Here is a 14,066-nt window from a genome sequence, read left to right as displayed (position 1 = left end):
GGGCTGGATGTGCGGACCGTGGCCCGCACATCCAGCCCGTCCGGCGTTTGAGGACGCGGCCGTAGGCCGCTCCCGCCGCAGGCGGCGACGGTGGCGCAGACGACCGGGTCAGCCGAGCTTCGAGAGCAGGTCCACGATGCGGCCCTGGACCTCCGCACTCGTCGAGCGTTCCGCCAGGAAAAGCACGGTTTCCCCCGCCGCGAGCAAGGCCAGTTGGGTCGGGTCCATCGTGGCGGACGTGTAGACGACGAGCGGGGTGCGGGCCAGGAGGCCGTTGGCGCGGAGCCAGTCGACGATGCCCGCGCGGCGGCGCCGTACCTGCATCAGGTCCATGACGACGAGGTTGGGACGCAACCGGTCCGCGAGGGTCACCGCGTCCGCGTCGGTCGCGGCCCGCGCCACCTGCATGCCGCGCCGTTCGAGGGTCGCCGTCAACGCGCCCGCGACCGGCTCGTGTTCCTCGATCAGGAGGACCCGCGGCGGGTGCATCTCGCTGTCGCGCGGGGCGAGGGCCTTGAGGAGCACGGCGGGGTCGGCGCCGTACGCCGCTTCCTTGGCCGCCTGCCCGAGCCCCGCCGTCACCAGCACCGGGACCTCCGCCGCGACGGCGGCTTCGCGCAGCGACTGCAGCGCGGTCCGGGTGATCGGACCCGTCAGCGGGTCGACGAACAGGGCGGCCGGGTACGCCGCGATCTGCGCGTCGACCTCCTCGCGCGAGTGCACGATCACCGGGCGGTAGCCGCGTTCGGTGAGCGCCGTCTGCGTGGAGGCGTCCGGGGCGGGCCAGACCAGCAGCCGGCGGGGGTTGTCCAGCGGCTCCGGCGGCAGCTCGTCGTCCACCGGCGGCCTTGGGGTGTTCACCTCGACCGCGCCGTTGGGGCCGTCGAGCGGCTCGGGGCCTTCCGAACCCTCGTCCGGTGCTCCTATGGCGAACGCCCGGCCCTGGGGCGTACCGGTGGCGGTCTGCGGCTTGGCGGTCGCGGCCGACGGGGTGTGCGTCTGGCGCTCCCCGCCCTCGGCGGGGTTGCCCAGCTTGCGGCGGCGGCCCGAGCCCACGGGCGTACCGGCGGCCGGGGTCTCCCCGGTGCCCGGTCCCTGCCCCAGGGGGCGCACACTGATGGGCCGCGCCGCGGCCTCGCCCGCCGACGCGGTGCCCGCGCCCGGCTCCTCGGCGAGCGCGCGCCGCGCGCGACGGCGCCCGGTGGGCGCGGCGTCGCCCTCCGGTGCGGGTACGGGTGTGGGTACGGGGGACGGGCCGGCGTCGGCCGTGCTCGGCTCCGGGTGCGCGGCCGCTCCGGAGCGCTCCGCCCCGGAACCCGGCGCGGGATCGCCGGGGTGCGCGCCCGCGACCCTGAAGGCCTCGGACCCGCCGCTCGGGCGCGCCTCGCCGCCGGGCGCGTCGGCGTCCTGGGGGTGCGAACCGTACGGAGTGGCGGCGGGCGCCGGGTAGGGCCTGGCCACGCCCTCGTGCGGGGTGTCGTCGGTGGCCGTCGCCGTACCCGTGCCGGGCGCGGGTACGGGTGCGGTTCCCGGACCGGGGCGCCCGTGCTGCGGGGCGGGGGTGCTCGGGGCGCCGCCGGGCATGGGCATGGCCTGCGCGCGGGGGGTGTTCGGGTCGGCGGGGCTCGTGGGCCGCGCCGGGCCGCTGTCCACCGAGGGGGCCGGGTAACCCGGGGCGCCGCCCGGCAACGGGACGGCCTGCGCGCCGGGGCCGTTAGTGGCGGGGCCGTTCGTGACGACGGGAGGCGCGGGAGGAGTGGGCGGGGCGAGCGGAGTGGGCGGAGTGGACGGCGGCGTGGCCGGGGCGCCGGTGGGAGGCGCGGGTGCGGGTGGCGGCGGTGTGACGGTCGGCGGCGTCACGGTCGGCGTCACGGTCGGCGGTGCGATCGGCGGTGCGATCGGAGCGGCGGCCGGCGGCGGAGGCGCGTCGTCCACCGGCCCGCGCGGTGCGCCGGGCAGTACGGGCGCCGGCTCCGGGGCGCGGTCCGCGGCGGCCGGGGGGAGGGCGAACGCGGTGCGCGGAAGGTCCGGTTCGGCGGTGGCCTGGCCCGGGATCGGGCGCTCCGGCGCCTCCATGGTGCCCCGCCGGGCGCGGCGGCCGGTGGGCGCGGGCGCCGGGGACTCGGGGGTGCGGTCCGCCTCGGCGGGCGGCAGCGCGAACGCCGTGCGCGGGGCGTTCGCGTCAGGGGTGGCCCCAGGGGCCGTCTCGGGCGTCGTCCGCCGGGCGCGCCGCCCGGTCGGCGCGGGTGTGCCCTGCGGCGGCACGAGCCCGCCGCCCTCGGGGCCCTGGCCCCGCCCGTGCCGGCCCTCGCGGCCGTCCGCGGGGGGCTGCTCCTCGTCCGTACGGGGGCGTGCCCGGCGGCGTCCGGTCGGTGCGGGCGCCTCCTCCGCCTCCGGGGCGGGATCGGGGTCCTCGGCCGGCGCCGCCGCGGTGCCGCGCGCCCGCTGCGCGGGCACCGGCATGACCGTCGTCGCGTTCATCGTGTCCGTGGCCGAACGCCGCTCCGCGGGCGGCACCGGGCCGCCCTTGGCGGAGACCGGCACCTCCAGGACGTAGGCGCTGCCGCCCGCGCCCGGCATGTCGTGGGTCTGCAGCACCCCGCCGTGCGCGCGGACGATGCCGCGCACGATGGGTCCGTGGACCGGGTCGCCACCGGCGTACGGGCCGCGCACCTCGATGCGCACGACCTCGCCGCGCTGTGCCGCCGCGACGACGATCGTCGAATCTCCGGAAACGGAACCGGAAGCCGCGGCGGAGGCGTTGCCCGTCGAGTCGACCCCCGCCACGTCCGCGATCAGGTGCGCCAGCGCCTGCGCGAAGCGCTCCGGATCGACCTCCGCCTCGGCCTTCGGCGCGTGCACCGCGAACTGCGCGCGGCCCGGACCGATCAGCTCGACCGCACCGTCGACACCGGCAGTCACGACCTCGTCCAGCGGGACGCTCTCCTTGGTGAGCTTCTCCTCGCCCGCGTCGAGCCGCTGATAGGCCAGAACATTGTCAACTAGAGTTGACATTCGGGCATATCCGGCCGAAAGGTGATGAAGGATCTGATTGGCCTCGGGCCACAGCTGTCCGGCCGGGTCGTCGGCCAGCGAGCCCAGTTCACCGCGCAGTTGCTCCAGCGGACCCCGCAGCGAGCTGTCCAGGACGGCCAGCAACTGCGCGTGGCGGGCGGCGAGGGCGTCGTAGGGTCGCCGGTCGGTGAACGTCATCACCGCGCCGACCAGCTGGTCGCCGTCGCGCACGGGCGCGGTCGTCAGGTCGACGGGCACCGCGCGCCCGTCCTTCGCCCACAGCACCTGCCCGCGCACCCGGTGCTTGCGCCCGGACCGCAGGGTGTCGGCGATCGGCGACTCCTCGTACGGGAAGGGCGTGCCGTCGGCGCGCGAGTGGTGGACGAGCGGGTGCAGCTCCCGGCCGCCGAGATCGCTGGCGCGGTAGCCGAGGATCTGCGCGGCGGACGGGTTGACGAGGACGACCTTCCCGGCCGTGTCCACGCCGACGACGCCCTCGGCGGCGGCGCGCAGGATCATCTCCGTCTGGCGCTGCTGGCGGGCGAGTTCGGCCTCGGTGTCGAGGGTCCCGGTGAGGTCCCGCACGACGATCATGAGCAGCTCGTCGCCCGTGTACGACTGGTGGTCGGCGTACGGGGTGCGGCCGTCCTCCAGGTTGGCGCTCGTCACCTCGACGGGGAACTGCGCGCCGTCGGTGCGCCGCGCGATCATCCGCGTCGGCCTGGTGCGCGCGTCGGCGCTGTCGGGCAGCCGCATCGAACCGGGGATGCGCCGGGAGTCGAAGTCCGGGAGCAGGGAGAGCAGTCCGCGCCCCACGAGCCCGGTGCCGGGTGCCTCGAAGGTCTCCAGCGCTATGTGGTTGGCGTTGACGACCGTCCCGTTGCAATTGACGAGCAACAGCGCGTCGGGGAGGGCGTCGAGTATGGCTGCGAGGCGAGCAGTGCCTCGGGATGGCCTGCTGCTCACGACGACGCTTCCTCCCTGGTTACCGCACCTTGCGGACTGCGCCGGAACGGGCGGCGCGCTGTGGCCCGGCGCCCTCCTGACGTGTCACTGAAGGGAAGTCTAAAGGCTGCGGAGGCGGGCGCGACGGCGGATGACATGTGCGGCGAGGCGTACCGAGCGGTTGCCCTCCGGTTGCCGCCGGGCCGTTGCGGGGCGTCCCGCCGCAGGCCGGACATGCCTCCCGTGTCAGCCCTTGGGGGAACGGTCCGGGGCCGCGAGCAGCTCGGAGAACTTGTTCCAGCGGGCGATTTCACACCCATTCGACCGATTGAACTGGGTACTGACCGGCCGCCCCGCCCAACTGCCGAAGACGTGCGCCCGCTCCGGCCCGCCGTAGACCATCGTGCAGTTCGCGTCCTTGGGCACGGGCGCGAACGGGTCCTGGCCCCACCGGGTCTGCCCGTCGAGCTGCCTGCACGCCTGCTTCACGCGCGGGTGCGTGCCGCCGTCGGGGTGGCAGTACAGCTCGTAGCGGGCGTCGGGGTGGCCGGAGTCGGTGATCGTCACCGTGAGGCGGTCGCCGTCGCGGTCCGGCACCGGCAGCGGGAGGGGCGCGGCCGAGGCGGTGGGCAGCGCGAGCAGGACGGGGGCCAGCGCGACGGCGGTGAGGGCGAGCCTGCGGAGCGGCATGCGGGTACTCCAGGGGGTGTGACGGGGGCCGCGGCGGCCGCGCGCCGGGTCGTGCGGGCGTACGGACCGGCGCGGTGGCACGGCGGGGGCCCGAACGGACCCCTCACCCGTCTAACGCCCGAGAACGCAACGCGTTGCGCGCCGGAAACATCTTTGCCCCGGCAGGTGAATGCCCGGTACCGTAGGGAGCGATTGGTGGACGGCCGCAAGGCTGTGTCATCATCTGCAAGCACACACCCGCGCATGCGCGAGTGAAGCGTGGAGGCGTCGCCTAGTCCGGTCTATGGCGCCGCACTGCTAATGCGGTTTGGGACTTAAATCCCATCGAGGGTTCAAATCCCTCCGCCTCCGCTTGTGTGGCCCCGATCGTCCTCAGGGACGGTCGGGGCTTCTGCTTTTCCGGGGGCCGCCGGGCCCGCCGTGGCGATCTCCAAGGGGTGGCCGCGGAGCCCGCCGTGACCCCGTCCGGAGGGCATTTCCGCAGGTCAGAGGCGGTATGGCTAATGGATTTCGCGTGACGGCGGAGTTCATGTAATGTTGTCCACGCAACGCCGACCGGCAAGAAAAACCGCCGGGAAGCCGAGCGCTCGTAGCTTAACGGATAGAGCACTTGACTACGGATCAAGAGGTTGCAGGTTCGAATCCTGCCGAGCGCACAGCCGAGAGAACTGGTTCCAAATTTTGGGCCCGGGACTTTCGACCGTCGCGGGGTGGAGCAGCTCGGTAGCTCGCTGGGCTCATAACCCAGAGGTCGCAGGTTCAAATCCTGTCCCCGCTACTAAGACCGTTGGCCCGGCACTCTTCGGAGTGCCGGGCCAACGGCGTTTCCGGCCGCTTTCAGCCGCGCGGCGGCAGCGCCCCGGCGAGGGCGCGCCATTCGGCGGGTAGTCGCGGGCGGCCGCGCGGGCCCGCGGCAGATCCTCGTCGAGGACGATCTTCAGCTCCGGCGCGAGGACCGCGCCCTCGCCCAGCAGCTCCCGCGCCCGCGCCGTGTGCTCCACGGTGACCAGGTACGGCAGCGAACCGGCCGCCCGGTCGCGGGAGAGCCGCAGCATCCGGCGCCCGGCGGGCGGGGCGGGCGGGGCGGGCGGGGCGGGCGGGGCGGCGTCCAGCTCGTCCAGGCGCCTCCATCGCCGAGTACGGCCACGCGTACCCCTCGACCATATGGCGGTGGCTGACGCCCAGGCCGACGACCAGCCGCTCGCGCAGGGCGGGGGAGAGGGCGGCGTACGCGGCGGCCACCTCCCGCGCCGGGTGCTGCCAGAGGCTGACGATGCTGGTGCCCACGGTGACGCGCTCCGTCGCCGCCAGGACGTGCGCGGCCCTGGCGATGTCCGGGCTGCCGCCGACCCACAGCGTGCCGTAGCCGAACTCCTCCAACTCGGCGGCCACCGCGCGGACTTCGGCCGACCGCCCGGGGCCGTCCACCCTCAGTTCATTGCTCCAGACGCCGATCCTGCCGAGGTCCTCGGTGAGTGCCATGCGGCGATCACCGCGGATTCTCAGACGAATCACAGGGAGCCGAAAGACACCTCTCACCCGGCGTCGCGAGGATTCCCTGCCATGACCTCCCTCTCGCCCGCCGTGCGCACGGAACCGCTGCGCCACGACGACGGAAGCGCCGTACGGGTCCTGGTCGTCGACGACGAGGCACCGCTGGCCGAACTGCTGCGCCTGGCCCTGCGCTACGAGGGCTGGGACGTACGGACGGCCGCCGACGGCGCCGACGCGCTGCGCACCGCCCGGGACTTCCGGCCGGACGCCGTCGTCCTCGACGTGATGCTGCCCGACATGGACGGGCTCACCGTGCTCGGACGGCTGCGCCGCGAACACGCCGACGTGCCCGTGCTGTTCCTCACCGCCAAGGACTCCGTCGAGGACCGCATCGCCGGACTCACGGCCGGCGGCGACGACTACGTCACCAAACCGTTCAGCCTGGAGGAGGTGGTCGCCCGGCTGCGCGGGCTGCTGCGGCGCGCCCGCACGGTGGCGCCGCGCGCCGAGTCCGTGCTCACCGTCGGCGACCTCGTCCTCGACGAGGACAGCCACGAGGTGTCGCGCGGTGGCACCGACATCCACCTGACGGCCACCGAATTCGAACTGCTGCGCTTCCTGATGCGGAACCCCCGGCGGGTGCTCAGCAAGCCGCAGATCCTGGACCGGGTGTGGTCCTACGACTTCGGGGGGCAGGCGAACGTGGTCGAGCTCTACATCTCGTATCTGCGACGGAAGATCGACGCCGGGCGCGAGCCGATGATTCACACGCGGCGGGGTGTCGGGTACGTCATCAAGCCGGCGGTATGAGTGCGCTCCGGCGCTGGGGGCGGTTCTTCGGCCGGCCCGCCGTTGCCGCCTCCGGCGGGCGCGCCCTGCGGGCGCGTCCTCAATCTCCCCCAGCTACCTCCCCCAGACTCCGTCCGGGGGGACCCCCAGGAGGTGCCCCAGGACGGGCTGGATTTTGCCGGCGTAGTCCGCAGCCTGCGGGCCGCAGGCCAAAGTGCCACGGTCCGCGAAATTCAGCCTGTCCGGCGTTTGAGGACAGCGCGCGGAGCGTGCTTCGGGGTCTGGGGCGGAGCCCCCCACGCGGCGGAGCCGCACATCGACACAGCCGGGAAGGGGCGGGGCTGGGGAACAGGCCGCCGGGCCGCACCTGAACGGAAGCCCCGGCCCCGGTGGAACCGTGCGTCCCTGCGGGCGCGCCTCGTGGTTTCCACCGTGGCGCTCGTCGCCATCGTGTGCGCCGTCATCGCCACCGTCACGACGATCGTGCTGCGCAGCTATCTCTACGGGCAGCTGGACGTTCAGCTCAAGGACGTGGGGAGGAGGGCCGCCGGGCCGCCGGGCGGGCATCGGTTCGCCGATCCGCACGACACCGATCCGCTGGGGTTCCTGAGGGCGGGCGGGCAGCCCATCGGGACCGTGGGCGCGGTCACCGACGGCGGGCGGCTGGCGGACGCGGCGGTCAGCGTCACCGGCTTTCCCCGGCCCGCCCTCGACCCGCTCACCACCGGGCAGCGCGCCGCGCTGGACCGGCTCGCCCGCGACGGCCACCCGCATGACGTGGACCTGCCCGGTCTGGGCGGCTACCGGGCGATGTCCGTGACGTCCGGTGACGGCAGCGCGAGCTATCTCGTCGGCATCCCGGCCACCGCCGCACAGGACACCCTCGACACGCTGATCGTGGTCGAGGTGTGCGTCACCGCCGCCGGGCTCGTGGCCGCCGGGCTCGCCGGCGCCGCGAACGTGGGCATCGCGCTGCGCCCGCTGCGCCGCGTGGCCGCCACCGCCACCCGCGTCTCCGAACTCCCGCTGCACAGCGGCGAGGTGGCCCTCCACGAGCGCGTGCCCGAGGCCGAGGCCGATCCGCGCACCGAGGTCGGCCAGATGGGCTCGGCGCTCAACCGGATGCTGGGGCACGTCGGTTCGGCGCTGGCCGCGCGGCAGGAGAGCGAGACCCGTGTACGGCAGTTCGTCGCCGACGCCAGCCACGAGCTCCGCACGCCGCTCGCCTCGATCCGCGGCTACGCCGAGCTGACCCGCCGGGGCGGCGAGGAGACCGGGCCCGCGACGCGGCACGCCCTGGGCAGGATCGAGTCCGAGGCGGACCGGATGACCCTGCTCGTCGAGGACCTGCTGCTGCTCGCGCGCCTCGACGCCGGGCGCCCGCTCGCCCTCGCCGGCCTCGACCTCTCACCGCTCGCCGTCGACGCCGTGAGCGACGCCCGGGTGGCCGGGCCGGACCACAAGTGGCGGCTCGACCTGCCCGCCGAGCCCGCCGAGGTGCGCGGCGACCCGGCCCGCCTCCACCAGGTCCTGGTCAATCTGCTCGCCAACGCCCGGACCCACACCCCGCCCGGCACCACCGTCACCGCCCGGGTGCGCGCCCCGGGACCGCACGCGGTGCTGGAGGTCGAGGACGACGGGCCGGGCATTCCCGCCGAACTGCTCCCGCACGTCTTCGAACGGTTCGCGCGCGGCGACGCGTCCCGCTCCCGCGCGGGCGGCGGCACGGGGCTGGGGCTCGCGATCGTCCGGGCCGTGGTCGCCGCGCACGGCGGCCGGGTGACGGTGGCCAGCGCCCCCGGCCGTACGGTGTTCACCGTCGAACTGCCCTTGCGGAAGCCGGACTTTCACAGCGGAACCACAGCCTGACCACACGGTGGGGACAGCGCGGACCGGAAGGGTCGGCGCATGACCCAGCCACCTCCCGGCGCGGCCCTCCCGGCCCGCGCCCCGCTGTCCGCCGGACGGGCCGCGACGGTGCTCGACGTCGTGATCCCCGTGTACAACGAAGAGGACGACCTGGAGCGCTGCGTACGCCGCCTCCACGCCCATCTGACGGCCACCTTCCCGTACCCGTTCCGGATCACCGTCGCCGACAACGCCAGCACCGACCGCACCCCCGAGGTGTCCGCCCGGCTCGACGACACCTTCGAGGAGGTCACGGCCGTACGGCTGGAGCGCAAGGGGCGCGGGCGGGCGCTGCGCACTGTGTGGTCGATGTCGGAGGCGCCCGTCCTCGCCTATATGGACGTCGACCTGTCGACCGACCTCAACGCGCTGCTGCCGCTGGTCGCCCCGCTGATCTCCGGCCACTCGGACCTCGCCATCGGCTCGCGGCTGGCGGGCGGTTCGCGGGTCGTGCGCGGCCCCAAGCGGGAGCTGATCTCCCGCGCGTACAACCTCGTCCTGCGGACGGGGCTCGCCGCGCGGTTCTCCGACGCGCAGTGCGGGTTCAAGGCCATCCGCAAGGACGTCGCCGAGCGGCTGCTGCCGCTGGTGGAGGACACCGGCTGGTTCTTCGACACGGAGCTGCTGGTGCTCGCCGAGCGGGCGGGCCTGCGCATCCACGAGGTGCCGGTCGACTGGGTCGACGACCCCGACAGCTCCGTGCACCTCGTCCGCACGGCCACCGACGACCTGCGCGGCGTCTGGCGGGTGGGGCGCGCGCTGGCCACCGGCGCGCTCCCGCTGGACCGGCTGCGCCGCCCCTTCGGCGACGACCCGCGCGACCGCGCGGTACCCGGCGTGCCCGGCGGGCTGGCCCGGCAGGCCGTCGGCTTCTGCCTGGTCGGCGCGGCGAGCACCTGCTTCTACCTGGCGCTCTACTCCCTCTTCCGGCTGGGGGCGGGTGCGCAACTCGCCAACGCGGCCGCCCTGTTGCTGTCCGCCGTCGCCAACACGGCCGCGAACCGGCGCCTCACGTTCGGGGTGCGGGGGCGGGACCGGGCGGTACGGCAGCAGGCGCAGGGGCTGGTGGTCTTCGCCATCGGGCTGGCGCTGACCAGTGGGTCGCTCGCCGCGCTTTCGCTGGCGAGTGGTTCGCCGACGCATGGGGCGGAGGTGGCTGTGCTGATCGTGGCCAATCTGGCGGCGACGGCGTTGCGGTTTCTTCTGCTGCGGGCGTGGGTTTTCGCGCCTGCGTCCAACGACACGTCTGGGAGCTCCCGTTGACTGCTGGTTCTTTTCCCCGGTCCCGCCCCTTCCCGCAACTGGGGCGCGTGCCCCAGGCCCCCGGCTGCGGGCCGGTTCGCCGCCTGCGGCGGGGGCGGCCTGCGGCCGCGTCCTCAATCTCCCCCAGCTACCGCTGGGAGGTGCCCCCAGGACGGGCTGGATTTTCAGCCCGTCCGGCGATTGAGGACAAGCGGCGGAGCCGCTTTGGGGGTCTGGGGGTCTCCCCCGGTTCGGGAAGGGGCGGGGCTGGGGAAGAAGCCCGCCGCAGGCGCGACCGGGCCGCGCTTGCCGCGCTCCTCCTCGCCACCGCCGTGCTCTATCTCTACGGTCTCGGCAAATCCGGGTACGCCAACCAGTTCTACGCCGCCGCCGCGCAAGCGGGCAGCGCCAGTTGGAAGGCGTTCTTCTTCGGGGCCTCCGACGCGGCCGGGTCGATCACGGTGGACAAGCCGCCGGCAGCCCTGTGGCCGATGGGGCTGTCCGTGCGGGTGTTCGGGCTGAGCTCGTGGGCGGTCCTCGTGCCCGAGGTGCTCATGGGGGTGGCCACGGTCGGGGTGCTGTACGCGACCGTACGCCGTTCCTTCGGCCGGGCGGCCGGACTGCTGGCGGGGGCGGTCCTCGCGGTCACGCCCGTCGCGGCGCTGATGTTCCGCTTCGACAACCCCGACGCCCTCCTCTGCCTCCTGATGGTGTGCGCGGTCGCCTGCGTGCTGCGCGCGCTGGAGGGCGCGCGCACGCGGTGGCTGCTGCTCGCGGCCCTCTGCTTCGGGCTGGGCTTCCTGACGAAGACGCTCCAGGCATGGCTGATCCTGCCGCCGCTCGCCCTCCTGTACGCGTTCCGCGCGCCGGCCGCACCCCTGCGCCGGGTGCGTCAACTGCTGCTCGCGGGGCTCGTCCTGGTGGTGTCGGGCGGCTGGTGGGTCGCCGTCGTCGAGCTGTGGCCCGCCTCGTCCCGCCCGTACATCGGCGGTTCGCAGCACAACAGCTTCCTGGAGCTGACCTTCGGCTACAACGGCCTCGGGCGCATCAACGGCGACGAGACCGGCAGCGTCGGCGGGGGCGGCGGTCCGGGCGGCGGCCGGTGGGGGGACACGGGTCTGACCCGGATGTTCAACGCGGCCACGGGCGGCCAGATTTCCTGGCTGCTGCCCGCCGCGCTGGTGCTGCTGGTGGCCGGGCTGTGGCTGCTGCGGCGCGCGGCGGGGCGGCCGGGGGACGACGGCAGGCGGCTCGCGTTCCTCGCCTGGGGCGGCGCCCTGCTGATGACCTTCGCGGTCTTCAGCTTCATGTCCGGGATCTTCCACGAGTACTACACCGTCGCGCTCGCCCCGTACGTGGCCGCGCTCGTCGCCATGGGCGCGGTCCTGCTGTGGGAGCAGCGCGCGTACGTGCCGGCAGCTGTGGTGACGGTGGGCACGGCGGGCTGGGCGTACGTGCTGCTGGACCGTACTCCGCACTGGCTGCCCTGGCTGAAGTGGGCGGTTCTCGTGGCGGGGGTCCTGGCGGGCGGTGCGCTGCTGCTCGTCCCTCGGTCGGGCAAGGGGCTGGCGCGGGGCGCGGCGGCGCTGGCGGTGGGGAGCGCGCTGGCGGCGCCGTTCGCGTACACGCTGAACACCGTGGACACCGCGCACGGCGGGTCGATCGTGACGGCCGGACCGGCGGGCGCGCGCGGGCACTTCGGGCGGGGCGGGCCCTCCCGGCCCGGGAGGCCGGGCGACGAGCGGCCGGTCGGCTTCCCCGGAACGGGTGCTCCCGGCGGCCCCGGAGGCGGGCGCTTCGGTGACACGGGGCGGCCCGGCGGGCCCGGTGGCATGGGCGGGCTCCTCGGCGGTCAGAAGGTCTCCGCCGCCGCGGCGGCCGCGCTGAAGCGGGACGCCGGTGACTACACCTGGGCGGCCGCCGCCGTCGGCTCGCAGAACGCCGCGGGCTATCAGCTCGCCGCCCAGGTGCCGGTGATGCCGGTCGGCGGTTTCAACGGCAGCGACCCCTCGCCGACGCTCCGGCAGTTCCAGGCGTATGTGAAGGCGGGGAAGGTGCACTGGTTCATCCCCTCCGGGGAGTCGCGGGACGGCGGCCGCGGCGGGCGCGGGCACTCCGCGCAGATCTCCTCCTGGGTGGCGGCGCACTTCACGAAGGTGACCGTCGGGACGGCCACGTTCTACGACCTCACCAGGCCCGCGTAAAAGGCGGTTGTACGGCGTAGAGCTCCTCTTGTACGGTGTACGACGCAGCCAGTCGTACACCGTACAAGGGGGACTCCGCATGACCGCCACGACCACCGGTCCAACCGACACCGCCGCGCAGCGGCCGCCGCGCAATCCGGCCCGCTGGCTGATCCTCGGCGTCATCTGCCTCGCGCAGCTCACCGTCCTGCTGGACAACACGATCCTGACCGTGGCGGTCCCCTCCCTCACGGAGGAGCTCGGCGCCTCCACCGCCGACGTGCAGTGGATGCTCAACGCCTACTCGCTGGTGCAGGCCGGACTGCTGCTCACCGCGGGCAGCGCCGCCGACCGCTACGGGCGGAAGAAGATGCTGGCGGCCGGGCTCGCCCTGTTCGGGCTCGGGTCGCTCGTCGCCGGACTGTCCCAGACCACCGGGCAGCTGATCGCCGCCCGCGCGGGCATGGGCATAGGCGGGGCGCTGCTGATGACCACGACGCTCGCCGTCGTCGTCCAGGTCTTCGACGACGAGGAGCGCACCAAGGCCATCGGCCTGTGGGGCGCGGTCAGTTCGCTCGGCTTCGCCGCCGGGCCGCTCATCGGCGGCGCGCTGCTCAACCACTTCTGGTGGGGCTCGGTCTTCCTGATCAACCTGCCGGTGGCCGTGATCGGCCTGGTCGCCGTCCTCAAGCTCGTGCCCGAGTCCAAGAACCCGGCCGGCGACCGGCCGGACCTGCTGGGCGCGGTCCTCTCCACGTTCGGCATGACCGGCGTCACCTTCGCGATCATCTCCGGTCCCGCGCACGGCTGGACGTCCGGACGCGTGCTGATCTCGGCCGCCGTCGGCGCGGTGATGCTCGCCGGGTTCGCGGTGTGGGAGCGGCGGGCGCCGTACCCGATGCTCGACATGACCTTCTTCCGCAACAGCCGGTTCGTGGGCGCCGTCGCGGGCGGCATCCTGGTGGCGTTCGGCATGGGCGGCTCGTTCTTCCTGCTGACGCAGCACCTCCAGCTCGTGCTCGGCTACGACCCGCTGCAGACGGGCCTGCGGATGACGCCGCTCGCCCTGGTGATCGTCGTCCTCAACCTCACGGGCGTGGGCGCCCGGCTGCTGCCCAAGGTGGGCACCCCCGTCGCCATCGCCGGTGGCATGGGCCTGCTCGCGGCCGGTCTGCTGTCGATCGCGGTGCTGGGCGCGCACGGCTACGGGGGGATGTTCCTCGGGCTGGTGCTGATGGGCATCGGCATCGCGCTCTCCATGCCGGCCATGGCCAACGCGATCATGTCGGCGATACCGCCGGAGAAGGCGGGCGTCGGGGCCGGGGTCAACGGCACGCTCCAGGAGTGCGGCAACGGGCTGGGCGTCGCGGTCCTCGGCGCCGTCCTCAACTCCCGCTTCGCGGCACTGGTCCCGGCGGTGGCGGCGGGGGCGGGCTCGCTCCCGGCCGCGCTGTCCCGTGCGCACTCCTCTTCGGACGTCGCGTCCATCCGCGACGCGTTTGCCTCCGGCGTGCAGTCGAGTCAGTTGGTGGGGGCGGCGGCGGTGCTGGCGGGTGGGGTGGTGGCGGCGGTGCTGCTGCGCAGGGCGGAGCGGGCTGTGTCGTAACCGGCAGTCGACTGCGGGCCGTCCGCGCCTGCGGGCCGGTTCGCCGCCTGCGGCGGGCTTGTTCCCCAGCCCCGCCCCTTCCCGAAACCGGGGCTGCGCCCCGGACCCCGCAACACGGCTTCGCCGCGTTGTCCTCAAATCTCGCTCGTCGCCTACGGCCTCAACGGCATGTTCGTCACCCCGTTCCTCTGGGA

General features: G+C 74.3%; 8 protein-coding genes and 3 tRNA genes. 8 read left to right on the top strand and 3 right to left on the bottom strand.

What is annotated here, in order from left to right:
• Window positions 1–108 precede the first annotated feature (108 nt).
• Window positions 109–3,981, bottom strand: a complete 3,873-nt coding sequence (locus tag ACWD4A_RS33100; protein WP_451199784.1) for a PAS domain-containing protein — start codon at window positions 3,979–3,981, stop codon at window positions 109–111.
• A 225-nt stretch (window positions 3,982–4,206) separates the two neighbouring features.
• Entirely contained in the window at window positions 4,207–4,650 is a 444-nt protein-coding gene (locus ACWD4A_RS33095; protein ID WP_451199781.1) for an SSI family serine proteinase inhibitor, read from the bottom strand.
• Window positions 4,651–4,910: 260 nt separating this feature from the next.
• On the opposite strand from ACWD4A_RS33095, the gene ACWD4A_RS33090 reads away from it, so the two are divergent.
• The 3 genes from ACWD4A_RS33090 to ACWD4A_RS33080 all read left to right on the top strand — a co-directional run bounded on the left by ACWD4A_RS33090 (window position 4,911) and on the right by ACWD4A_RS33080 (window position 5,428).
• Window positions 4,911–5,001, top strand: a tRNA-Ser gene (locus tag ACWD4A_RS33090).
• Between the two features lie 232 nt (window positions 5,002–5,233).
• Window positions 5,234–5,306: transfer RNA gene (locus tag ACWD4A_RS33085), tRNA-Arg, on the top strand.
• A gap of 48 nt (window positions 5,307–5,354) precedes the next feature.
• A tRNA-Met gene (locus tag ACWD4A_RS33080) sits at window positions 5,355–5,428 on the top strand.
• 59 nt (window positions 5,429–5,487) lie between these two features.
• On the opposite strand, the gene ACWD4A_RS33075 is transcribed toward ACWD4A_RS33080, so the two are convergent.
• Window positions 5,488–6,132 carry an LLM class flavin-dependent oxidoreductase gene (locus ACWD4A_RS33075; RefSeq protein WP_451199779.1) on the bottom strand — a complete coding sequence of 215 codons (645 nt, stop codon included), beginning with the start codon at window positions 6,130–6,132 and terminating at the stop codon, window positions 5,488–5,490.
• 81 nt (window positions 6,133–6,213) lie between these two features.
• Between ACWD4A_RS33075 and ACWD4A_RS33070 the strand changes: the two genes are divergently transcribed.
• The 5 genes from ACWD4A_RS33070 to ACWD4A_RS33050 all read left to right on the top strand — a co-directional run bounded on the left by ACWD4A_RS33070 (window position 6,214) and on the right by ACWD4A_RS33050 (window position 13,872).
• Window positions 6,214–6,954, top strand: coding sequence for a response regulator transcription factor (locus ACWD4A_RS33070; protein ID WP_451199777.1), 741 nt, complete (start codon window positions 6,214–6,216; stop codon window positions 6,952–6,954).
• A 399-nt stretch (window positions 6,955–7,353) separates the two neighbouring features.
• A complete protein-coding gene (locus ACWD4A_RS33065; RefSeq protein ID WP_451199775.1) occupies window positions 7,354–8,802 on the top strand; it encodes a HAMP domain-containing sensor histidine kinase in 1,449 nt (482 codons plus the stop codon).
• A gap of 39 nt (window positions 8,803–8,841) precedes the next feature.
• Window positions 8,842–10,104, top strand: a complete 1,263-nt coding sequence (locus ACWD4A_RS33060) for a glycosyltransferase (RefSeq protein WP_451199772.1) — start codon at window positions 8,842–8,844, stop codon at window positions 10,102–10,104.
• A 311-nt stretch (window positions 10,105–10,415) separates the two neighbouring features.
• Window positions 10,416–12,287 carry an ArnT family glycosyltransferase gene (locus ACWD4A_RS33055; protein ID WP_451199770.1) on the top strand — a complete coding sequence of 624 codons (1,872 nt, stop codon included), beginning with the start codon at window positions 10,416–10,418 and terminating at the stop codon, window positions 12,285–12,287.
• A gap of 79 nt (window positions 12,288–12,366) precedes the next feature.
• Window positions 12,367–13,872, top strand: a complete 1,506-nt coding sequence (locus ACWD4A_RS33050) for an MFS transporter (RefSeq protein WP_451199768.1) — start codon at window positions 12,367–12,369, stop codon at window positions 13,870–13,872.
• The last annotated feature ends 194 nt before the right edge of the window (window positions 13,873–14,066 follow it).

The sequence above is a fragment of the Streptomyces sp. NPDC002537 genome, from assembly GCF_053594975.1.
The sequence above is the reverse complement of the archived record's forward strand: the minus strand, read 5'-3'. Positions and strand labels throughout refer to the sequence as shown.